We start from the raw sequence: 23,324 nt of genomic DNA on the forward strand, positions 1-23,324 counted from the left end.
TGGAAGGTCCGAAGATCCCCTCCTTTCCCCCGTAGGGCGTATGCGGTATTAGCTCGAGTTTCCCCGAGTTGTCCCCCTCTACTAGGTAGATTCCCACGCGTTACTCACCCGTCCGCCGCTGTCTTGAATAGCAAGCTATTCTCAACCGCTCGACTTGCATGTGTTAGGCCTGCCGCCAGCGTTCAATCTGAGCCATGATCAAACTCTTCAGTTTAATCTTTTACATCAGCTTTCGCATGATGGAACCGTTTCGCTTTGCCAGCGCTACGATTCAAAATCTCGGCTCAGAAACGTTAATCTACAAAAATTCATTTCTGCATTTATGTAGGTCACTTGTTTCTGAAAATTGCTGTCGCAATCTCAACCAACAAGCACCCACACGAATTATCTAATCTCGTCTTGTTAAATAGCTCAAAACCGCCGGGGTTTTGATGTCCGCTTGAGTTATTACCCTTAAGCGAGGAGGCGTATTATATACATCTTAGCCTCGGTAGCAAGTAGTTTTTTAAACTTTCTTACCACCTCAACCGCTTCGTTTTGCTGCTTCCCTCACCTCGGTGAAGTCCGCGTCAGCAGTTGAGGAGGCGCATTATAGACACGCCAGCTTGGGAGTCAACACACTTCGCAAAAGAATTTGAAATACTTGTATAGCCGCTTATTAAACGAGCAAGCTGACTACTTATCACTCAAAAATCTAACATTAGCGGTCATTAAACAAACAAAGGGAAACCACGTAAGCTAGTAAATCGAACAGAGTATTTCACGAGAGTAGTCGCGAACAAGCCCGTCCACCCAACGAACAAACTTTTGATCTTGAAATTTTTTGCAAAAAAAAACCACCCGAAGGTGGTTTTTTGTCGTCACAACCTTTTTATAAATTAATCAAAAGGGTGACGCAGCACAATTGTCTCTACACGATCTGGGCCAGTTGAAATAATATCAATCGGCACACCGACAATTTCTTCTATGCGGCGAATATATGCCCGCGCTTTTTCTGGCAGCTCTGCAAGCGACTTAGCACCCACGGTAGATTCCGACCAACCCGGCATATCTTCATATATAGGGGTAATAGTGTCGTAGTCTTCACAGTCAAAGGGTGCTGCAATCGATTCACCGGCGGGATTTTTATAATCCACACACATACGAATGGTTTCGAGACCGTCCAACACGTCCAATTTAGTCAAACACAAGCCAGTCACGCTATTAATACGTACAGCTTGACGCAAGGCCACACCATCGAACCAGCCACAACGGCGAGCACGCCCTGTTGTTGCACCAAACTCATGCCCCTTCTTAGCTAGGTAAGCACCAACATCATCGAACAGCTCAGTAGGGAACGGACCACTACCAACACGCGTGGTGTAGGCTTTGGTGATACCTAGAACATAATCCAGATACAAGGGACCAAAGCCGCTTCCGGTTGCCGTACCACCTGCAGTGGTATTGGACGAGGTTACATAAGGATAGGTGCCGTGATCGATATCTAACAGCGAGCCTTGCGCGCCCTCAAATAAGATATTGGCACCATCTGCACGATACTGATGCAAAGCACTGGTGACATCAGTGACCATAGACCGCATTTCTTCGGCCATGCGCAATGCATCGTCGAGGGTTTTTTGGTAATCAACCGCTGCCACTTTGTAGTATTCGGTCAGCATAAAGTTATGGTATTCCATAACTTCTTTTAGCTTCACTGCGAAACGCTCGGCATTATACAGGTCGCCCAAGCGTAAACCGCGACGCGCCACTTTGTCTTCGTAAGCGGGGCCAATGCCGCGCCCAGTGGTGCCTATCTTTGCTTCACCACGCGCAGCTTCACGAGCCAAATCAAGGGCAACGTGGTAAGGCAAAATCAAAGGACAAGCAGGGCTCAAGCGCAAACGCTCACGCACTGGCACACCCTTAGCCTCAAGCTCAGCCATTTCTTTTAAAAGAGCATCCGGTGCCAAAACCACACCATTGCCGATCAGGCAAGTTACACCCTCGCGCAGGATACCTGACGGAATCAAGTGCAATACGGTCTTTTCACCACCGATAACCAAGGTATGACCAGCATTGTGGCCACCCTGAAAACGCGCGACAGCTGCCGCTTGATCGGTAAGCAAATCAACGATTTTGCCCTTGCCTTCGTCGCCCCACTGGGTGCCAAGCACCACTACATTCTTGCTCATATCCGCTTCTCTGGACAAAGGTTAGTCAACTGACCCACAGTACGCAGGCCTAATCTCGCAATGGTGTAAGACACCACTGTCCTTCGTGTTTGCCAACCAACCGGTCACATGTCGTATCGACATCTTGACCCGGCAGGCCGCAAATCACCCGCTCACCCGCATCCCGCAGAGACTGAACAAACAGCCACTGCTGAGGATCCGAGTCATAGGGTGCAAACACTGCCGACGGCTCTTTCACCGGCGACAACAATTCTAACAATGCTTTAAGATCTATACTAAAACCGGTAGCCGGACGAGCGCGACCAAATAGCACGCCAATATCGTCGTATCGACCACCTAAGGCCAGCGCCTGACCGTGCTCGCGCACCAGCGCCGAAAACACTACCCCAGTGTGGTAGTGAAGCCCACGCAACTCAGCCAAATCGAAGTAAAACTTGATATCGCCAATACGCAGCGCCAGAGCGCCGGTTAACTCTTCTAAGCTTGCGATGGCCGCGATCGCCTCGGGTATATCTGCGAACAATGCTCGCCCCCGACTCAGCACATCTACACCGCCATGCAACTCATTCAATTCCAGCAGCTGTTTGGCGACATTCGCAGAGACCGGCAGCGCTGCAACAAACAACTTCAATTCAGTTTTTGCTTTGCGCTGCAAGATATCGAAATAACGCGCCTCTTGCTCGGCACTTAAGTTCGCAGCCTTCACAACCGCACGATAGATACCAACATGACCGGTATCCAAGGTGATGCCATCTAAGCCGGCAACTCGCAGCGTTTCTAGCATTAAGCAAATGATTTCTAAATCACTTGCCGGACTATTATCACCATACAATTCTGCGCCCAACTGAATCGGCGAACGCGATGCCAGCGGCTGTTTCGGCTTGCTATGCAAGACGCTACCGGCATAACACAGCCGGACCGGGCCTTCGCGACCAAGACTATGAGCATCTATTCGGGCAGCCTGCGGCGTTATGTCAGCACGCAAGCCCATCATTCGACCGGTTAACTGATCAGTCACCCGAAACGTAAGCAAATCAATATCACTACCCAAACCAACCAACAGTGATTCGGTATATTCCAACATCGGTGGAATAATTAACTCGTAGCCCCAGCGCTTATACAAATCCAAAAGCTGCCGGCGCAAAGCTTCTACCTGTGCCGCTTGGGCGGGCAACAGTTCCTCTACACCATCTGGGAGTAACCAACGATCTACCGAAGTCATACGTGTTTTTTGCTCTCTTTCTCTGCCATCAGACGCTAGCGCAACAAGCTTAATAAAATAAGCCCCGCCAACATACTCACTAAACCGGCAATACGCACAGATCGACTGTCCATATCCGCCATCCGGTATGCCAATAAACGCCAGCGCTCAGGGCTGAGGAATGGCAGCAAACCTTCAATAATAAGCACCAGACTGAGAGCCACTGACAGTTCCTGCCACATGCGCTTTGCCTGCTACAAACATAAAAAATCCGCGCTGACCGTAGGGGTTTAGGCCTCGGAACAACCCGGATGCGTGAATGATACCACACTCCCCGCCGCAGCGAGGAGCGAAACAAGGCTTACTGCTTACTACCGCCCTGCTTCAGGTAACGAAAGAATTCACTTTTGCTGTCAACCACCAACAGATCACCTTTATTGCTAAAGGAAGACTGGTAGGCGCTAAGACTGCGCAAGAAAGCGTAGAACTCAGGGTCGCGATTATAAGCGGCCGCATAAGTGCGCGCAGCCTCGGCATCACCTTCACCGCGCAAGATTTCAGAGTCTCGATAGGCGTTTGCACCAATAACCGTGCGCTGACGATCTGCCGTGGCGCGAATTTTTTCAGCTAACTCACGGCCAGTCGAGCGATGCTCACGAGCTTCACGCTCACGCTCTGATTTCATCCGATCAAATACCGACTGACTTACCTGCGACGGCAGATCAATGCGCTTCACCCGCACATCAACCAACTGAATACCAAATTCCGAGGTGGTAATCTGATTCAGGTCGCGAGTTAAATCCGTCATCAACAGATCTCGCTCACCAGATACAACCTCATGAAACGTCCGCTCGCCAAATTTATTACGCAAGCCGGTATTAATCCGCTGAGCCAACAAACCTTCGGCACGACCTTCTTCGCCATTGGTTGCCGTGTAATATTTCTGGGTATCGATTACCTTCCACTTAGCGTAAAAATCAACATCCAGAGGCTTTTTCTCAATGGTCAAAAACCGCTGAGTAGGCGCATCCAAGGTAAGAATACGACGCTCAAATTTACGCACCATGTGCACGAATGGCGTTTTGATGTGCAGCCCCACACTAATATCGGGATCTACCACTTCACCAAATTTGAGCAACACACCGCGCTCAGTTTCACGCACGATATACAGCGAGTTTAAGGCCAATACGATAAACCCAAGCAGAACTACAACAATCGTAAAATTACGTCCGCCCATGTTAACGACCCTCCCTACGCGTACTTTGGCTATCGCGACGCAATTGCTCAATAACCTTGTCAGTCAACTGCCTCACGTCCGGCTCCGAAGCCGTTTGACGCGTTACCGCCGCTTTATCCATCAACTTATCCAGCGGCAAATACATCATATTATTACCGCCATCAACATCCACCATCACCTTAGTGGCATCACTGTACATAGTTTCTAAAGCATCGATATACAAGCGCTCACGAGTTACCTTCGGCGCCTTACGATATTCGTCGTAAAGGTTTACAAAGCGTTGCGCCTCACCCTCGGCTCTGGCTAGCACTTGCTCTTTATAGGCTTGCGCCTCTTCAAGCTGACGCTGAGCCGCACCGCGGGCCTCAGGAATAATGCCATTAGCATAAGCCTCAGCCTCATTCTTTAGACGTTCGCGATCTTCCTTAGCACGGGTTACGTCATCAAAGGCATCTTGCACCTGAGATGGCGCCTGCGCGTCTTCAATATTGACCTTAGCAACCAAAATACCGCTCTGATAGGTATCCAGATAACCCTGAAGACGCTGCTGAGTATCGATCGCAATTTGCTCACGACCTTCAGTAATAACCTGATCCATTTTTGAACTGCCAACCACGTGGCGCAGCGAGCTTTCTAGCGCATGCTCCAAACTCAGCTCAGGGCTTTTCACCTTAAGAAGAAAGTTAGCTGGATCCGACACTGTGTACTGCACCGACAAAGCGACATCAACGATATTCTCATCTTCGGTCAGCATCTGGCCGCGGCTCGCAATACCTCGCACTTTAGTGACATTGATTTTATTCACTTCGTCCATTAACGGCGGACTCCAGCGCAAACCAGGCATTACTGTCTCATGGTAGACTCCAAGGCGCAGAACCACGGCGCGCTCTTGCTGGTCAACTTGGTAAAATCCAAACAAGCCCCAAACGGCTAGCGACAATACCGCAACAACACCCAAGGCTCCGGCGCTGAGATTAAAATCACCGCCACTGTTGCTACCACTGCCTTTTTTGCCGTTACCGAAAATACTGTTCAGCTTTTCCTGCAGCTTTTTCAGAGCCTCATCTAAATCTGGCGGCCCTTGGTTATTTCCACCCCAAGGATCATTATCTTTACCGCCACCCGGTTCATTCCAGGCCATAGCCCTCTCCTATCGATTATCGTTGTGGTTCGCTATTTTTATGCCGCAGCCAACTTGTGCTGCGGAACGCCCGCGACATCACGACTTTGTCCGGCGGGCAGTCTAGCAGAATTCTTCCTTTGTGCTAACCGGACGACTAGAGTCCAGCGACGCTTCTGTAACTGATTCGCCAGCGAGTATTCGCTGCCAATCCGCCTCTGGAAGCCGTATTTTTAAGCGCTGAGAGCCATCATCATGCATCTCTTCGACCAATACCGCGTCGAGATTAAATAAGCGTGCGCGTAAGCGGCCCTGCGCTGCAGTTAAAGTAATACTGGTTTCACAAATTTCATTGCCAAGTAATTCACTCAAGGCTTGGTAGAACAGGCCCAAGCCTTGATCATCACGCGCCGACAACCACACCCGCACAGGAAGACCAGCTTCGTCACGCTCAATACGAGGCTCACTGCCAATTAGGTCAGTTTTATTGTAAACCTCGAGAATGGGAATATCCGCAGCGCCAATTTCGGCGAGCACATTCATCACCTGCTTCATATTGTCTTGGCGCTCTGGGTCAGCGCAGTCTACAACATGGATCAACAAATCAGCGATGACCGCCTCTTCCAAGGTCGCCCGAAACGCTTCAACCAACTTATGTGGCAGGTGGCGAATAAAACCAACTGTATCCGCCAAGATAACTGGCCCAACATCGTCCACCGTAATCCGGCGTACAGTAGGATCCAAGGTCGCAAACAACTGATCGGCAGCATAGACACTGGAGGTCGTTAACACATTAAACAGTGTCGACTTCCCAGCATTGGTGTAACCCACCAACGACAAAGCCGGAATCTCAGCTCGCCGCCGCGCTCGCCGCGCCTGCTCACGCTGGCGCCGCACTTTTTGCAAGCGCGATTGAATAGCGGTAATTCGCGCCCGCAGTAAGCGGCGGTCGGTCTCTAACTGGCTCTCGCCAGGACCGCGCAAACCAATGCCGCCTTTTTGGCGTTCGAGGTGAGTCCAGCCCCGCACCAGACGCGTCGACATATGCTGCAGCTGAGCCAGCTCAACCTGCAATTTGCCTTCATGGGTGTGAGCGCGCTGCGCGAAAATATCAAGAATAAGACCGGTACGGTCAAGCACGCGACATTGTAATTCGCGTTCGATATTGCGCTCTTGGCTTGGTGACAAGGAATGATTGAAGAGCACCAGCTCGCCTTTATTGGCGATCAGCGCATCACGAATCTCTTCGAGCTTTCCGGTACCCACAAATAAGCGCGCATCCGGACGTTTACGAGACCCCGTTATAAATGCAACTGGGTCGCCTCCTGCAGAGGTGACCAGCTGCACAAACTCATTGGAGTCTTCGCGCTCGTCTTCACTGTGAAAATCCAGGTGCACCAGTATTGCGCGTTCACCAGAATTAGGTCTTTCAAATAGCAAGGACGAACCTCAAATCAACAAATCGCCGTTATTATGCGTCTTCTTGCTCTTCGTCGTCTTCTGGCGGGTGCGCCATCGGCAAACGAACAACACGCGACGGAACCACGGTAGAAATGGCGTGTTTATAGACCATTTGACTAACCGTATTTTTTAGCAGCACTACAAATTGGTCAAAAGACTCAATTTGGCCCTGTAATTTAATGCCGTTAACCAGATAGATAGAAACCGGAATGCGCTCCTTGCGAAGAATATTCAGGTAAGGGTCTTGTAAGGTATGCCCTTTTGACATGGTGGACCTCCTGTATGCCCAAATCGGGCGTTGATAAAACGTATCAAAAAGCAGTATTAGGATCGCAAACCCAACAACAAGTTCGCAAACAGACTGGGTAGCGTCCAGTATACCTAAGTTATCGCAATTCGGCAGTGCCAGAATGCGCTAACACGGAATTTAGTTGCAAATCAACATTGCCGCCGGTCTCTAGCCACTGCAGGTCTGGCCAGCCGCGCAGCCATGTCAACTGCCGCTTTGCCAACTGCCGCGTGGCAATCAAGGCCCGTTCGAAAGCCTCATCAAGAGAGTAATCGCCGCGTAAATGCTCCCATACCTGCCGATAGCCCACCGCACGAATTGCAGGCAGATCAGCATGAAGATCACCTCGCGCCATTAAGGCCGCTACTTCCTCAACAAAACCCTGAGCAAACATCTGCTGTAGGCGCTGCTCAATACGCTGGTGTAAAACACTGCGCTCCGGCGGTGCAATGGCAAACTGACACACCCGATACGGCAAAACCTGCTCAGCTTGCTGAGCCTGCCACTCGGTCATGGTAACACCACTTATGCGATAAACTTCTAGAGCTCGGGACAAACGCTGGGAGTGGTTTGGATGTATCCGCTCCGCCGAAGCTTCATCCACCTCAGCCAGCAAGGCATGAACCGCGGGCCAACCTTCGGCCTCGGCTATGGTATTAATCTCCGCCCGCACCTGCTGATCGGCGGGCGGCATATCCGCCAAACCTTCCAGCAGAGCCTTGTAGTACAACATAGTGCCGCCAACCAAAACAGGGATCCGCCCCGCCACCGTGCTTTTGGCCATGGCCGCCAGTGCGTCTCGGCGAAAATTCGCAGCGGAATAGGCCTCACTTGGGTCGCAAATATCAATCAATTGATGAGGGTAGCGCGCAAGGGTTTCAGCATCCGGCTTGGCGCTGCCAATATCCAAGCCGCGATAAACTAAGGCAGAATCAACACTAATCAAATCACAGGGCAGGCGCTCACTCAGCGCCAAGGCCAGGTCAGTTTTACCAGCAGCAGTCGGGCCCATCAAAAAAATGACGGATGGCAAGGTCTCAATAGAATTACTCACCTGATCAGCGACCACGCAAAAACCACTTATCCAGCTCAGCAAGACCAACCTGCACCCACGTCGGCCGACCGTGATTGCACTGCCCGCTGCGCTCGGTGGCCTCCATATCCCGCAACAAGCCATTCATTTCCGGCAAGGTCAGGCGCCGATTGGCGCGCACCGAACCGTGGCAGGCCATGGTCGATAAAATTTCATTGATGTGAGCCTGTATGCGATCAGTACTGCCAAACTCCAACAAATCCGACAGCACGTCTCTGACCAGCTGCTCCACAGAGGTATCGGCCAGAATCGTCGGCAATTCCCGCACAATAATAGATTCGGCGGCGGCACGCTCTAGGCGCATACCCAGTTCAGCAAAGACCTCAGCATGCTGCTCAGCACAATCGGCCTCGCGCTCACTCACCGCCAAATTCATAGGCACCAGCAAGGGCTGACTGCGAATCCCCTCACCTTCACGAGCGTTTTTCATCCGCTCGTAGGTTATGCGTTCGTGGGCGGCGTGCATATCGACCAGGACCATACCCTGCTGATTTTCAGCCAAGATATAAATGCCTTTCAGCTGGGCAAGGGCATAGCCGAGGGGTGGCGCGGCACTGTCGTCTGCCGGTGCAACACTGTTTGGCCCCGCCTGCAAGCGCTGATAATTTGCCCGCTGATCTGCCACCCCCGCGTTAGAACGAGGAGTATATGACGAGCTGTACTGGGGCTGAAATGATGTCGGCGCCGCATTAAATGCACCCGCACTTGGCGCCGCCAAAGAGGCCGACCCCGCCTCGCCCAAGGGCATAGCCGCTTGGGTTTCCGGCATCGCCATTAGCGATTCGCCGCCATCCGCTGCAATCGCAGCCTGCTGAGGCACAGTGTCTGGCCGCACATCAGCAAGTACTTTATGCAAAGTGCGGAATATAAAGTCGTGCACCGTGCGGCCGTCGCGAAAACGCACTTCGTGCTTGGTCGGATGCACATTTACATCCACCGCCGCGGGCGCCAACTCCAGATACAATACAAAGGCGGGGTGGCGACCATGAAAAAGTACATCACGGTAAGCTTGGCGAACCGCGTGCACCACCAAGCGGTCGCGCACATAGCGGCCATTCACGTAAAAATGTTGCAGATCAGCCTGGCTGCGTGAAAAACTCGGCAGCGCCACCCAGCCCCACAACCGCAGGCCCACCGCCTCTCGGTCGATATACAAGGCCTGCTCCATAAAGGCCGGCCCACAAACAGAAGCCAAGCGCCGCTCTTGCTCAAGCTGGTTGTCGGCGGGCTTTAAACTGTGCACTGCGCGGCCATTGTGACGCAGGGAAAAGCCAACATCGTAACGGCTCAAGGCCTGACGCTTGACCACTTCTTCAAGATGATTAAATTCGGTTTTCTCAGTGCGTAAAAACTTGCGCCGCGCAGGGGTGTTAAAAAACAAATCCCGTACTTCTACAGTCGTACCTCGCGGATGCCCCACTGGCGCCAGCACAGTTTCCATATCTCGGCCCTCACTGCGCGCCGACCAGCCAGACGTCGCACCCTCTTGGGCTGTACTCAAACACAAGCGCGACACCGAGCTGATACTCGCGAGCGCTTCGCCGCGAAAACCAAGACTGGCAACCGACTCTAAATCTTCCAGTACCGAAATTTTGCTAGTGGCGTGACGACTGAGCGCGAGAGGCAAATCATCTTCGGCAATTCCTAGGCCGTCATCGCGAACCCGAATCAATTTAACGCCGCCCTCTTCGATATCCAATTCGATGCGGCGCGCGCCGGCATCAAGGCTATTTTCGAGGAGCTCTTTAACCACAGAGGCGGGGCGCTCAACTACTTCCCCCGCGGCAATTTGGTTGGCCAAACGGGGATCTAATAAACGAATTTTAGTCATTACGAAGCGGGAATCTGTATTTTTTGACCGACGCGGATACTACTCCCCGACAGTTGATTATGACGTTGGAGGTCGCCGAGGGGCACATTATAGCGCTGCGCAATGCCAGACAAGGTGTCGCCCCGCGCAATAGTGTATTCACGAATACCGGCCGTAGACGGCCGGCCAGCGGGGATATCACCGCGCTTTAAGGCTGCAAAATAGGTATCTGGCGGCGGGCTCTCTCTAAAGTAGCGGTCGATACCCTCAAAAATAGCTAAGGCCATACTGCTCTGGTAACTGCTACTTTTCAGTTTGTTCGCCTCACCTGGATTAGAAATAAAACCAGTCTCAACCAGCAGCGAAGGAATATCCGGCGATTTCAATACCGCAAACCCCGCCTGCTCTACGCGTTTACTATGCAGCCGAGAAATTTTAGACATCTCGCCCAATAGCTGGGCGCCAACACTAAGACTCGCATCGAGACTGGCGGTCATCGACAGGTCAGTTAACACCCCCGCCAACACTTGGTCTTTATCCGACAAGCTCACACCACCCACCAAATCGGCGTCGTTTTCGCGCTGAGCCAAAATTCGCGCCGAGGCACTGGTCGCCCCACGCTTCGATAAAGCGTACACCGAGCTACCATTGGCTTGTGGGTGAGTGAACGCATCAGCATGAATAGACACAAAAAAATCGGCTTGAGCCTTGCGAGCAAGATCTCGGCGCTTAGCCAAGCCCACATAATAATCGCCGTTGCGAATCATCACCACGCGGTAGCCCTTCTTGCGTTCAAAGCGCTCTTTAAGGCGCGAGGCGATCTGAAAAACAACATCTTTTTCTTTAACTCGGCCAGGGCCAATAGCACCAGGGTCTTCACCGCCGTGACCCGCATCGATGGCTATAACCACATCGCGCTGCGAACTAGTTTCTACGCTTTTAATCACCTGAGCTTCGACAGATTCGCCCTTATCTAAAAAGTCCACCACTAGGCGATCGTGCAAATCGCCACTCGCGGCTAATAAAAAGCTGCGCACTTGCACCTCAGCACTCAGGTCAAACACAATACGCAGAGCACCGCCGGGCTTGTCGGCATGACGCAAACCCGTCACCGGGCTGTTAGCAAACTGTAATTTTTTAGTGTCTGCGCCCAGCGTGGTGCTTTGAATATCAATAACCAGGCGATTGGGATTACTGAGAGTAATTAATTCATGACTGACAGGACCACTTAGATCAAAAACCACGCGGCTGTGATCGGGTGCTCGCCAAAATCGAACGTCGCGAATTTCGGCCGCCTGAGCGGCAGCGGCTACACAAAGTAGGCAAGTCAGGACAACACTGTTAATCCGTTTCATATTCGCTCAATTGCGCCAAGATTTGCTGCCCGCGTGGCGTAGCACCACTCGCGACAAGGAGGCGACCCGCTCCCTGCACCTCAATGCTAACCATTATATCGGCCAATGGCAAAACACCTGCGCCACGCTCAGGCCATTCGACCAAGCATACCGCGTCGCCATCGAAATAGTCGCGAATCCCCATATACTCCAACTCTTCCGGATCGCCAAGACGATACAAGTCGAAATGATACACACTGACCCCAGCCGCCTCATAGGGTTCAACAATGGTATAGGTAGGGCTCTTTACCGCGCCCACATGCCCAAAAGCCTGCAATACGCCTCGGCAAAACGTGGTTTTACCCGCGCCAAGCTGGCCACCGAGATACACCACAGCCCCGCCCTGCAAAGCCTTGCCCAGCCACATACCTGCCGCGACTGTGTCGGACTCGCCATCAAGATAACGCTGCATAGCCGTTTATTACACCTCGTAACTGATCAATTACATCGCTGGCCAACATGCCGCGCTCGCCCGCCTCAGCGGCAATATCCGCTGCCTCAGCGTGTACCGCAACACCAAGACAAATCGCACGCTGCGGGGATAAACCTTGGGCCACTAAACTGCCAATCACCCCCGACAGCACATCGCCCATGCCGCCGCTCGCCATACCAGGATTACCACCACTGCACAGATACAGCGCGGCATCAGTCGCGACAACGGTACCGGCACCCTTCAACAGCACGCTTGCAGCAAAGCGCTGGGCCAGCATACGCGCCGCAGCGAACCGGTCAGCCTGCAGGCTAGCAGTGCTGCACGCCAGCAACCGCGCCGCCTCGCCAGGATGGGGTGTGAGTATACGTGGCCCGTCGTGAGAAAACAGGAGCTGGGGTTCGCTGGCAATTAAATTTAAAGCGTCGGCATCAAACAGCGTTGGCTTATTGGCCGCTAACGCCGCCACTAATAACTCCTTTCCCCACGCCTGCTGCCCCAGGCCCGGCCCAACCACTACTACGCTGGCCTTGGCTAAAAGTGGCTGTAACTCATGAGCACTACCAACACCATGTGCCATTAATTCTGGCCGCGCGGCTACTAACGCCGCGATATGTTCAGGACGCGTGGCGCACGACACCAAGCCCGCACCACTGCGCGCAGCCGCGCTAGCAGCCAATAGCGCCGCCCCCGCCATGCCATAATCGCCACCCACCACCAGCACATGACCGGCCAGGCCTTTGTGAGCATTGCGGGGTCTTGGCCCCCACTGCGCCAACATCGCCGGCAAATTCAAATGACTAACCGCGCCATCAAGCTGCGCCGCCGCCAGTGTAGTGTACACATCTCTGGGCACCGCTAAATCGGCAAAACTGAGCTCGCCCACACAGTCGAGGGCATCTAGGGTGAACAAGCCGCGCTTTAAGCCTATAAAACTTAAGGTTTGGCTGGCCCTGACCGCAAGGCCCAGTATTCGACCAGTATCACTGCACAGACCAGAGGGCGTATCAATGGCCAGTACTGGAACGTTGGTGGTATTGATGGCTTGAATCGCCAAGCCGTATTGCTCGCGCACCTCACCACGCAAGCCAATGCCGAGCATGGCATCCACCACCACGCTATTTTCAGCAGGCAGCTCACCTCGCCACGGTGTCACCGCCACCCCCGCCCGCTGCGCCCACTGCCATGCCAAAGCAGCATCACCACCAAGCGCGGCTGGCGCCGCCAGGGCCCACACCCGCACCGGCAATCCCGCCTCAGCGGCCAGAGCCGCAAGCACATAGCCATCGCCGCCGTTATTGCCACCACCACAAAACACCTCGATAGGCGAATGATCTGGCCAGCATTGCTGCACAAGATCGAAAGCGGCCTGCCCAGCGCGGCGCATCAATTCAAAGCCCGCTATACCACTAGCAATTGCTAAACGATCTAACTCCCGAACCTGCGCAGCGGTGTACAGTAGCTGCTCTGGGGCAACGGCCTTTCTTGGCGATAATTGTGGCTGCGGCATACCATGACGTCCCGAATACGTAAAATACCTCTTTATCATAGCGCAAGCGGGCACCGGCAGTCCGACACTGCGTGCCGGCTGCCCTATATCACGCCTAGCTTATTACCGCGGGCTGGCGACGATACTGTTCAGCGAATCCCGAATGGCCAACTCCTTTATCGCCACTTTTTTGAATAAACCAGCGGCGGCCTGTTGGGCCACGTACTCCCCCAATTGATCTTGGGAAACCGCTTGTTCTGCCGCAGCTTGTTCGCCAGCAGCCGCTGTGGGATCTAGCACTGCACCGGTTTTTTGCTGAGCGTCCAGCAAATCGCCATACAATTGAATAGCGCCATTGACCGCCAAACTTTCCTTCACTGCCGGCAACAGAGCCAGCTGCACCGCCGAGCCACCCTCGGCCATTAACAGCTCTGTGGCTGCGCTCTGAGGAGAATTCAACAGTTTTTGCAGGGTATCGGCATCCATATTGGCCACAATGTTTTTCAGAATCGGCCCAGCGACAGGAATCGCGTTTTCGGCCGCGCGGTTCATCAGGGTTTCCAGTAACGCCGCTTGCGGGTTGTCATGAAAATCCCGCGCCACATCTATCACCAAGCCCAAGGGCGGCGGCAGCAGAATTCGCACGATGGGATCATCCAAGAAACCACCTTTAACCGCCAGCTGCCTCGCCACCAAATCAATCGCTGAGCTTAATTTTTGAGCAAATTGATTAGCCAGCATTTGCTGAAACTTGGCCTGAGCAGCCATAGACATATTTTCGAACATTGACGCACAGCCAGACGTCAGGAGCATTACCAACACAAGGGCAATTACACGCAATTATTAAATACCTAATAGTGAAAACACGAAGGGTTTGCCTAATCGGCGGTACTTTCTAACACATAGATCCAACGTCCCCGTAGGACCACGAATGAAAGCCCCGCTCCTTGGCGAAGGTTCACGGTTTTTAATGAATCCAAAACCCGCGCCCCATTGACCGCGACTATTGAATCTAGTTCGCAGGCGGGGGCGGCGGCATTCAAAATTCCACCGACTACAATAGTTTTACGCAGCTAAAAATGCCGGCAACATACGGCGACTTCCCAAATGTGTAAAATACCTGCCTATCGTAGCGCGCAAGCAAGCACTGGCAATCTAATGACCCAAACCTCCTCCGAATTCAACCTACTAGCACAGCAAATTAAAGACTGGGGCCGCGAGTTCGGTTTTGCCCATATTGGTATTAGTCCCGCCAGCAATGAGGCCCATGCCCAGCGCCTGCGGGAGTGGCTCAACAAACAATATCATGGCGACATGACTTACATGGCCGAGCGCGAGGGCCTGCGCGCCGCACCCGCCGAGCTCCACACCGGTACCATACGGGTGATAAGTGCCCGCATGGATTACCTGCCCAACGCCGAAAATATGAACACGGTACTCGACAAGCCAGACAAGGCCTATATCTCCCGCTACGCGCTGGGCCGCGACTACCACAAACTTATTCGCAAACGCCTGAGCCAACTCGCCGAAAAAATTAGCGGCATCGCTGGCGGGCAGCACCGCGCCTTTGTCGACAGCGCCCCCGTTTTGGAGCGGGGCTTTGCCGAGCAAGCGGGCCTGGGTTGGATTGGCAAAAACAGCATGCTGATCAATAGCAAAGCGGGCTCATGGTTTTTCTTAGGCGAAATTTATACTGATCTGCCGCTACCTATCGATCCGCCCCAAGAAACCGGACATTGCGGCAGTTGCCGCGCCTGCCTAGACGACTGTCCTACCGGCGCCATTGTGGCGCCCTACCAAGTTGATGCTAGGCGCTGCATTTCTTACTTAACAATTGAATTGAAAACCAGTATTCCGGAGGAGCTGCGACCACTGATGGGCAACAGAGTATTTGGCTGCGACGACTGCCAGCTGGTATGCCCGTGGAACAAATTTGCGCAAAGCACCGCCGAAAAGGATTTTTCGCCCCGCCACCAGCTGGACAATAGCGACTTAATTGAACTGTTTTTATGGGATGAGAAAACCTTCTTAAAAAACACCGAAGGCTCCGCCATTCGCCGTATTGGCTACCAGCGCTGGCTGCGTAACCTAGCGGTAGGCTTAGGAAACGCTCCTGCTAGCAAGGCTGCAATTAACGCCCTTAAGCAACAGAGATCAAATGCCGAGAGCATCGCGCTTGAGCATATCGATTGGGCATTGGAACAATTAAAGGAAAAAGCAGCGCCATAATCAGCGCTGCGAACTCGTCGGACATCGGGCTTTTAGCTTCTCCCGCCTCCCATCAAGCGTTTAGCGACTCTTAAAACGGCCGCGAATAATTCAACATCACGCTCTCACGCCCCTCACCCTCATCATTGTAATTCAGGTTCAGCGCCACTCGCGCCTTATCAATACTCACCGCCGCGCCCAAACTTACATCAGCAAAACTATCGCCATCATTCTGGTAGCTCGGCAAGCGGTAACTTGAATAGCCTAAGTTAGTATTGCGAATCTCAATAGTCTCATCAGCGTCCTCTTCCTCAGACACAGCAAATGCTTCTGCGTACAGGCTAAAGTTTTCATTTAAAGCTGCATTGGCAAGCATACCGAGACGGAATTGGCGACTTACACGGCTCTGCTCTCCCCACTGGTAATTCGATACCTCGCCGCCGGATTCCTTATAACCGTCAACCTTGCTGTTTAACCAGCGCAGTCCAAGTGCAGGCGCCAAACTTACGGTTTGTGAAGACAGCATGTTATAGGCGAGCTGACCATCTAAATGCCAACCGTGGCCATCGGTCCCACCCGTGGCCGTCAGGTTTTGGCTGCCGAGGCTAAATTTACGATCAATGTCGCTGTAGTCCACCACATTCAGACCAACGCTGCCTTCGGCAAGCCAGCGATCCTCCCGGTAATTGACCAAGCCACTAAAGCCAACACTGGTCGCCGCAATTTCACTGCCATCGGTATTTAACTCATGATCGGCCATACTAATTGCCGCCCCCAAACTCAAGCCTGGTGACACCGAGCGACTAAGACCCAAGGTTAAATGTTTAGACTCCTGATCGCCGCCCGTCGGTTCATCACCTGTTGCGCCGCTGGCGCTAATAAACAGACGATCACCATCTGCTAACCAGCGATTTTCGCGCATTACCTGAACCAAGCTTTGCTGCTGAGTGCGCGCAATACCCAAGCCTAAGCTAGGCACCTGGCCGACAACCTGAGGCGCCATTACAACGTCGATCAAATAATCACCGGTAATCGCGCCAAGACGTGCGGTTGGATGCACCCCGTCATTGAATAATAGTTTATCAGGGTTGGGATTTGAGCCGTCGATGCCGTATACCGGATGCTCGACACAACCGGGAGAATTAGTGCCCCCAGGTGCCACACCATCATTGAAACACATATAACGCTGATCAAAACCACCAACACTACCGTTGGCAAAGCCATAGACCTCTGCATTATCAGATACGTAACTAATTAAGCCAGCAAGATCGACTGGAATAATATTGGCACCACTAAAATTTGCATAAGTCTGCACCGCTTGATTAAAGCCTGCCGCGCCGGCAGATACCGTCGCAGCATAACCTGGCGTGAGTGCGTTTTGGGCCTGCGCGGCGGCGGTTTTACCAAGATCAGGCAAGTTACTGAGCATAATATAGCGACCACCAGCATTACTTAATGCCGTCACCCCGGCTATCAAGGTTTGTGCCGAAGCAATAATAGTCGCTTGGCTATTCGCTGTGCCGTTGAGGAAATCATTGCCGCCGCCGTCAATCAAGATCAAGGCATTGCGATTTATCCGCGGAAATTCGGTTAAATAAGCCGCCCTCGCTACTGCCCCACCGGCGGGCAGTGCTAAACCAGTACCGTTAATTGAGTTGAGGATATCCGCTGTTTCATAGCCACCGACCGCATAGTTTGTGCCGCCGCCGACCGCCGGATTAGTTGCTAAACCGAGCGCCTTACCCAGATGCTGAGGTGCAATTTCGGCATAAGCACCCGTTGAAAAATTACCGCTGCCGTCGTCGACGCGGTTGGTAAAACGCAAACCTAAATTGCCAGAGTCCATCAGGCTATCGCCGAAAATTAGCAATTCGTCAAAGTAGCTTTGCGCTGAAACTTGGGTACAACACAGCAGGCTTGCTGCGCAGAGTGCGGTCAGTTTTTTCATATTGGTTTCCCCTTATTATTGTTTACAAGATAGTTGATATATCTGTTTTCGCTAGTGCGACATAAAACTTCGCAAAATGCCCAACGAACAAACATGCAACTACATTATAAAAACAACAAGAAGACCCTATGTTGTCAGTGACAACAATAGGGGTTTATACCGACAGGGGGGCCGCAGCCAACCTAAAACTCTTAGGACATACGAATAAAATGTTCGCGGTAATATTGGAGCTCGACAATCGAGTCACGGATATCGTCTAAGGCCAGATGCGCGCCGGACTTCTTTAAGCCCTTCATCAACTCCGGACGCCAGCGCCGCGCCAATTCTTTCACGCTGCTAACGTCGAGATTGCGGTAATGAAAGAAGGCTTCTAGCTCGGGCATTTCTCTAGCCATAAAGCGTCGATCTTGGCAGATACTATTGCCGCACATTGGCGAAGCACCCTTCTCGACGTGTTTATCCAGAAAGGCGAGGGTCAGGCGTTCGGCCTCTAGCGCGGTAATGCAGGTGTCTTGCACCCGTTTAACCAAGCCCGACTCGCCGTGCTGGCGCGTATTCCATTCATCCATTGCCGCGAGCACCTCATCGGGCTGATGAATCGCCAGTACTGGACCCTCAGCCAACACATTGAGATCGCTGTCGGTGACCACGGTGGCAATTTCAATAATGTGATCATTGAGGGTGTCTAAGCCAGTCATTTCCAGATCAATCCAAATTAGATTCTGTGCTTTAGCCATGCTGATGCCTCTGCTATATAAAAAATGGGTGTATTGAATGCCATCCAAACCGCGCCGCGTCTGCGCATAAGGCTGTACAAAACTAGAAATGATGGCTAAACACGCGGTGTCTATCACGCCACAGTGTCGATTATATCAGCTCATGGGTTAAGATGACGCTTCTCCGGCGAATGACGTGTCTATGACCAAACGCAAACTCAGCCGCCAGCAACGCTGGCGGATAGAAAAAGTTCAGGCCGAACGCACCGAGCGCGCAAGCAAACGCGACAGCCGCGCCGACCAAGCCTTAAACGAGGGCGAGCTTGGCCCAGAGCAAAGTGGCCTGATCGTTAGCCATTTTGGCCAGCAGGTCGAGGTCGAGGGTGACGGTGGTCAGCGCCAGCGCTGCCATGTGCGAGCACAGGTTGAGGGTTTAGTCACCGGCGACCGCGTTACATGGCACGAGGGCAAGCCCACCGGCGTCGTGGTCGCCTGCAACGAGCGCCGCAGCCTATTGCAACGGCCCGACAATCACGGCAAGCTTAAACCAGTCGCTGCCAATATCGATCATATCGTGATCGTAATTGCCCCCGAACCCCGCGCCCACGCCAATCTTATTGACCGCTACTTGGTTGCTTCCGAGGCCATAGGCATTCGCCCGATCTTACTACTCAATAAAACTGACTTAGTTAACGAAGAGAACAGCGACTACCTTAACTCCATGCTCGCTCGATACGAGGAAATAGGCTACCCAGTCACTCGTGCCTCGACGGAATCCGAGCACGGACTCGACGAGCTGAAAGCCACTTTACGCGAACATATCAGCGTGTTCGTTGGCCAATCTGGGGTGGGCAAATCCTCGCTGGTTAACAGCTTACTGCCTGGCACCGACACCCGTATTGGCGCGCTGTCTGAAGCCACAGCTAAGGGCCGGCACACCACCACGACTGCCAGACTTTACCATTTCCCCGATGGCGGGAGCCTTATCGACTCACCCGGTATCAGGGAGTTTGCGCTGTGGAATATGGATCGCGAAAAAGTATTGGCGGGCTTTATCGAGTTCAGACCGTTCCTAGGTCTGTGCCGTTTTCGGGATTGCAAACACGAGCACGAACCGCGCTGCGCACTGCTTGCCGCGGAGGCCGAGGATAAAATTCGCCCCGAGCGCATGGCCAGTTATCGGCAAATTATTGACAGCCTCGGCGCGCAATAATTTACCGCCACTAGTCGCTCCTGTGAGTAAAATCGTATATACAGTGTCGTAATTTTAAGACTCGGCGTTTTGCATCACACTACCGCCGGCGGAAACGGGCCATTTAAATCACATCACACTAGCCTGTACTGCTACAATTCACCAAAAATCAGCGAACACATTACTTATTATGAAAGACTGGCCATTAGTTATAGAGGCGACCCAACTCGCCGACTCACTCCACGAGCCCAATCTGCTTATCTTAGATACCAGCAGCGCCGACAATTACGCCAAGCACCACGTGCCTGGCGCCGTTCACATTGCGCCAGCAGAGCTGCAGTGCGGCATAAAGCCGGCAGTTGGCAAGCTGCCCTCCGTTGAGCAGTTACAGGCGCTATTTTCGCGAGTTGGCCTAACGCCAGACAAACACGTTATAGCCTATGACGATGAGGGCGGCGGCTGGGCTGGGCGACTAATCTGGACCTTAGACGTGATTGGCCACCGCAATTATTCCTATTTAAACGGCGGCTTGCAGGCGTGGCTCAATGGCGGCCACCCCAGCGAAGAGGTGGCTAATTTACCACCGCCAAGCGAAGTTGAAATTATCCTCGACAGCGCCCCGATTGCCGAGATTGAGGATTTTATCAGCCTGCTCGACAACGGCCAGCTGGCAATCTGGGACGCTCGCTCTCCAGAGGAATATCGCGGCGAAAAAGTTCTGGCACAGCGTGGCGGACATATACCCGGCGCAATCAATCTCGATTGGCTAGAACTGATCGATCGCGACAATCATATGCGCCTGAAAGACCTGAAGGCAGTGCAGGCCAAGCTCGATATACTCGGCCTCAGCGCCGACAAAACCATTATCACCCACTGCCAAACCCACCACCGCTCTGGCCTCAGTTACTTAGTGATGAAGATTCTTGGCTACCCTCATATCAAGGGCTACCACGGCTCATGGGGCGAATGGGGAAATCGCGACGACACCCCAATTGAAATCGGCGACCGCCCGCAAACCAGCGCTCAGCAACCCTAAAACGCTACCCAGAAGGAAGGCTCAGTGAACATCGCGTTTATTATTTTGCAGTACCTGCTACCCCAGCATCTGCTGTCTCGGCTTGTTGGCAAATTAGCAGAAACTCAAATCCCCTGGCTAAAGGATATTTTAATTAGCCGCTTTATTCGTCAGTACAAGGTCGACATGAGCGAGGCCGCTGACCCCGACTACCGTAATTACAGCAATTTCAATGCCTTTTTTACGCGAGCATTAAAAGAGGGCGCGCGGCCTATTGCAGCAGCACCCCAAGACATTGCCTGCCCCGCCGACGGCGCTATCAGCCAACTGGGTCAGATCATTGACGGGCGAATTTTCCAAGCCAAAGGCCAAGATTACAGCTTGCTGCAATTACTCGGCGGCGATCGCGAGTCCGCAGCTTTATTTGAAGGCGGCAGCTTCGCCACGGTGTATTTGTCACCGCGCGACTACCACCGCGTGCACATGCCGCTCGCTGGCACCCTGCAATCTATGAGCTATATTCCCGGCGCGCTATTTTCGGTAAATACCACCACCGCGGAAAATGTGCAGGGCTTATTCGCCCGCAATGAGCGCGCTGTTTGCTTGTTTGAGACCGAAGCTGGGCCAATGGCGGTTATCTTAGTCGGCGCCATGATCGTGGCGGGAATTGAAACCGTTTGGGATGGGCAAATTGCACCACCACCCAGCGGCATAAAAATCACCGACTACCGCAAAGGCGCAAGAGAAATTCATTTAGAGAAAGGCGCCGAAATGGGCCGCTTCAAACTCGGCTCCACCGCCATCGTGTTGTTTGGCAAAGACCGCGCGCAGTGGGCGGAGAAATTTGCAGCGACAACACCTACCCGATTGGGAGAGACTTTGGGCACCCTCAAGTAATTCGGAAAACGCTGAACGGGAGACGAGAGACAAAACTGTATTCAGGCCCTTGCACCTCCCGTAATGCGTCTCCCGAGCAAAGATCACACACTCTCAAGCGGGAACGCGATCACCTCATCTATTCTCTCAGCACCGCAGGCAATCATTGCCAGCCGATCAAAACCAATCGCCACACCGCTGCACTCCGGCATTTTCGCCATTGCCTTGAGTAAATAGCGATCTATCGGCGGCAAGTCTTGTCCCGCTGCAGCGCGGCGGGAATGATCGTCACTAATACGCCGCACCAGCTCGCCGGCATCGCGCAGTTCATCATAGCCATTGGCTAACTCCATCCCCGCGTAAAAAGCCTCAAAACGACGCGCTACGCGCTGACCATCGCCATTCACAGCTATTTTTGCCAGCGCCGCCTGCGTTTCGGGAAAGTCATAAACAATACTGATTTGCTTAGGATTCAATGCGGGCTCAACTACCGACGACATCAGCAGCTGCAACCACAGATCGCGATCGTCGCTGTCAAAGCTGAGATCCAGATGCTCCATTGCACAAGCTTTTAGCTGATCTAGACTAGCCGCATGGGGGTTTAATCCGCAATGCAGCTCAAACACCTGCTGATACGTCATCTGCGCAACATCCGCATCGCCGACGGCCAACGCAACGACCGCCACTACCTCGTCAATCAAGGCATCGAGGCTCATGTTCGGGCGATACCACTCGAGCATAGTGAACTCTGGATTGTGGCGCCGGCCCCGCTCACCGCGTCGAAACGCTTTGCAAATCTGATAAATTGGTCCACTACCGGCCGCCACCAAACGCTTCATGGCAAATTCAGGGGAAGTTTGCAAATACATCAGCCCCTCACCGGACGGTGATTGGGCAGAAACAGCTTCTATATTGGGATCAGTAACGGGCGCAGAGGCGAGCAGCGGGGTCTCGACTTCAAGCACCCCGCGCGCCGCAAAAAAACCGCGAATTTGACAGAGAAGCTGGGCGCGACGGCCCAAGGCCGTAAAATCGGCAGTGGGCCGCCACTCACTCATTTAGCTTTTAACTCGGTTCTGATATTCACCAGTGCGGGTATCGACCTTGATCACTTCGCCTTCGCTGAGGAATAAAGGCACTTTTACCACTGCGCCGGTACTCAGGTAAGCGGGCTTAGTACCGCCTTGCGCAGTATCACCCTTCACACCGGGGTCGGTCTCAACGATGGGCAACTCAACAAAATTGGGCGGGGTAACCGAAAGCGGTGCGCCGTTATACAAAGTCACTGTGCACACATCTTGCTCTTTTAACCACTGAGAGGCATCGCCAACCGCTTTAGTGTCGGCTTGAACCTGTTCAAAGGATTCTGGATCCATAAAGTGGTAAAATTCGCCGTCGTTATAGAGATACTCCATACTTTGGTCAATAACGTCGGCGCCTTCCAGTGATTCGCCAGACTTAAAGGTGCGCTCCCACACTCGACCAGAATTGAGATTGCGCAGACGCACTCGGTTAAAGGCCTGACCTTTACCGGGTTTAACAAATTCATTATCTAGAATAGAACAGGGCTCGCCATCGAGCATAACTTTAAGCCCGTTACGAAATTCGTTAGTTGAATAATTGGCCATGATTCTCCTCAGCGGCTATGTTGAAAACCGTAGATTAAAAAGGCAA

21 protein-coding genes and 1 rRNA gene are annotated in these 23,324 nt (G+C 52.9%); 4 read left to right on the forward strand and 18 right to left on the reverse strand.

The genetic code is table 11. The annotated features are described in order from the left end of the window. The 14 genes from AB4876_RS14060 to AB4876_RS14125 form a co-directional block, all read right to left on the reverse strand. Window positions 1-214: ribosomal RNA gene (locus tag AB4876_RS14060) — 16S ribosomal RNA — on the reverse strand; the annotation flags it as partial. Window positions 215-878: 664 nt separating this feature from the next. Continuing rightward, window positions 879-2,171: an adenylosuccinate synthase gene (locus AB4876_RS14065; protein WP_368382414.1), complete on the reverse strand. Its 1,293-nt coding sequence runs from the start codon at window positions 2,169-2,171 to the stop codon at window positions 879-881. 49 nt (window positions 2,172-2,220) lie between these two features. Next, window positions 2,221-3,393, reverse strand: coding sequence for an ATP phosphoribosyltransferase regulatory subunit (locus AB4876_RS14070; RefSeq protein WP_368382415.1), 1,173 nt, complete (start codon window positions 3,391-3,393; stop codon window positions 2,221-2,223). A 35-nt stretch (window positions 3,394-3,428) separates the two neighbouring features. After that, the gene (locus AB4876_RS14075) at window positions 3,429-3,596 is read right to left on the reverse strand and encodes a DUF2065 domain-containing protein (protein WP_438273418.1); all 168 of its coding nucleotides are present in this window, start codon (window positions 3,594-3,596) and stop codon (window positions 3,429-3,431) included. 137 nt (window positions 3,597-3,733) lie between these two features. Beyond that, window positions 3,734-4,609, reverse strand: a complete 876-nt coding sequence (gene hflC, locus AB4876_RS14080; protein ID WP_368382417.1) for a protease modulator HflC — start codon at window positions 4,607-4,609, stop codon at window positions 3,734-3,736. 1 nt (window position 4,610) lies between these two features. Next, on the reverse strand, window positions 4,611-5,750 hold the full coding sequence (gene hflK / locus AB4876_RS14085; protein WP_368382418.1) for an FtsH protease activity modulator HflK: 1,140 nt from the start codon (window positions 5,748-5,750) through the stop codon (window positions 4,611-4,613). Window positions 5,751-5,852: 102 nt separating this feature from the next. Further along, a complete protein-coding gene (gene hflX, locus AB4876_RS14090) occupies window positions 5,853-7,169 on the reverse strand; it encodes a ribosome rescue GTPase HflX (protein WP_368382419.1) in 1,317 nt (438 codons plus the stop codon). Window positions 7,170-7,200: 31 nt separating this feature from the next. Further along, window positions 7,201-7,458, reverse strand: coding sequence for an RNA chaperone Hfq (gene hfq, locus AB4876_RS14095; RefSeq protein ID WP_008250581.1), 258 nt, complete (start codon window positions 7,456-7,458; stop codon window positions 7,201-7,203). Between the two features lie 118 nt (window positions 7,459-7,576). Beyond that, window positions 7,577-8,491: a tRNA (adenosine(37)-N6)-dimethylallyltransferase MiaA gene (gene miaA, locus AB4876_RS14100; protein ID WP_368382517.1), complete on the reverse strand. Its 915-nt coding sequence runs from the start codon at window positions 8,489-8,491 to the stop codon at window positions 7,577-7,579. A gap of 46 nt (window positions 8,492-8,537) precedes the next feature. Then, entirely contained in the window at window positions 8,538-10,403 is a 1,866-nt protein-coding gene (gene mutL, locus AB4876_RS14105) for a DNA mismatch repair endonuclease MutL (RefSeq protein WP_368382420.1), read from the reverse strand. Beyond that, window positions 10,403-11,737 (reverse strand): N-acetylmuramoyl-L-alanine amidase, encoded by a 1,335-nt coding sequence (locus AB4876_RS14110; RefSeq protein ID WP_368382421.1) that lies wholly within the window; start codon window positions 11,735-11,737, stop codon window positions 10,403-10,405. Before AB4876_RS14110 ends, mutL begins: the two co-directional genes overlap by 1 nt. Beyond that, window positions 11,724-12,188, reverse strand: coding sequence for a tRNA (adenosine(37)-N6)-threonylcarbamoyltransferase complex ATPase subunit type 1 TsaE (gene tsaE / locus AB4876_RS14115; RefSeq protein ID WP_301029219.1), 465 nt, complete (start codon window positions 12,186-12,188; stop codon window positions 11,724-11,726). The genes AB4876_RS14110 and tsaE overlap by 14 nt, the downstream gene beginning before the upstream one ends. After that, the gene (locus tag AB4876_RS14120) at window positions 12,172-13,716 is read right to left on the reverse strand and encodes an NAD(P)H-hydrate dehydratase (RefSeq protein ID WP_368382422.1); all 1,545 of its coding nucleotides are present in this window, start codon (window positions 13,714-13,716) and stop codon (window positions 12,172-12,174) included. The genes tsaE and AB4876_RS14120 overlap by 17 nt, the downstream gene beginning before the upstream one ends. A gap of 102 nt (window positions 13,717-13,818) precedes the next feature. Next, window positions 13,819-14,481 (reverse strand): DUF4197 domain-containing protein, encoded by a 663-nt coding sequence (locus tag AB4876_RS14125; RefSeq protein ID WP_368382423.1) that lies wholly within the window; start codon window positions 14,479-14,481, stop codon window positions 13,819-13,821. Between the two features lie 372 nt (window positions 14,482-14,853). Here AB4876_RS14125 and queG point away from each other — a divergent pair, with 372 nt between their 5' ends. Further along, on the forward strand, window positions 14,854-15,924 hold the full coding sequence (gene queG / locus AB4876_RS14130; protein WP_368382424.1) for a tRNA epoxyqueuosine(34) reductase QueG: 1,071 nt from the start codon (window positions 14,854-14,856) through the stop codon (window positions 15,922-15,924). A gap of 70 nt (window positions 15,925-15,994) precedes the next feature. Here queG and AB4876_RS14135 read toward each other — a convergent pair whose 3' ends face one another. Both AB4876_RS14135 and orn read right to left on the reverse strand, forming a co-directional pair. Further along, window positions 15,995-17,851, reverse strand: a complete 1,857-nt coding sequence (locus AB4876_RS14135) for an autotransporter domain-containing protein (RefSeq protein ID WP_368382425.1) — start codon at window positions 17,849-17,851, stop codon at window positions 15,995-15,997. Window positions 17,852-18,042: 191 nt separating this feature from the next. Next, window positions 18,043-18,588, reverse strand: a complete 546-nt coding sequence (gene orn, locus AB4876_RS14140; RefSeq protein WP_368382426.1) for an oligoribonuclease — start codon at window positions 18,586-18,588, stop codon at window positions 18,043-18,045. A gap of 181 nt (window positions 18,589-18,769) precedes the next feature. On the opposite strand from orn, the gene rsgA reads away from it, so the two are divergent. The 3 genes from rsgA to asd all read left to right on the forward strand — a co-directional run bounded on the left by rsgA (window position 18,770) and on the right by asd (window position 21,671). Then, window positions 18,770-19,780: a small ribosomal subunit biogenesis GTPase RsgA gene (rsgA, locus tag AB4876_RS14145; protein ID WP_301029355.1), complete on the forward strand. Its 1,011-nt coding sequence runs from the start codon at window positions 18,770-18,772 to the stop codon at window positions 19,778-19,780. 169 nt (window positions 19,781-19,949) lie between these two features. Then, complete coding sequence (locus AB4876_RS14150) at window positions 19,950-20,795, forward strand: sulfurtransferase (protein WP_368382427.1); 846 nt, start codon at window positions 19,950-19,952, stop codon at window positions 20,793-20,795. A gap of 24 nt (window positions 20,796-20,819) precedes the next feature. Then, window positions 20,820-21,671 (forward strand): archaetidylserine decarboxylase, encoded by an 852-nt coding sequence (asd, locus tag AB4876_RS14155; protein WP_368382428.1) that lies wholly within the window; start codon window positions 20,820-20,822, stop codon window positions 21,669-21,671. A gap of 83 nt (window positions 21,672-21,754) precedes the next feature. Here the strand turns inward: asd and epmA are convergent, their stop codons facing one another. Together epmA and efp are read right to left on the reverse strand one after the other, a co-directional pair. After that, window positions 21,755-22,708 carry an EF-P lysine aminoacylase EpmA gene (epmA, locus tag AB4876_RS14160; RefSeq protein WP_368382429.1) on the reverse strand — a complete coding sequence of 318 codons (954 nt, stop codon included), beginning with the start codon at window positions 22,706-22,708 and terminating at the stop codon, window positions 21,755-21,757. After that, window positions 22,709-23,278 carry an elongation factor P gene (efp, locus tag AB4876_RS14165; protein ID WP_301029231.1) on the reverse strand — a complete coding sequence of 190 codons (570 nt, stop codon included), beginning with the start codon at window positions 23,276-23,278 and terminating at the stop codon, window positions 22,709-22,711. Between the last annotated feature and the right edge of the window lie 46 nt (window positions 23,279-23,324).

The sequence above is a fragment of the Zhongshania guokunii genome, assembly GCF_040892635.1.
Classification (GTDB): Bacteria; Pseudomonadota; Gammaproteobacteria; order Pseudomonadales; family Spongiibacteraceae; genus Spongiibacter; species Spongiibacter guokunii.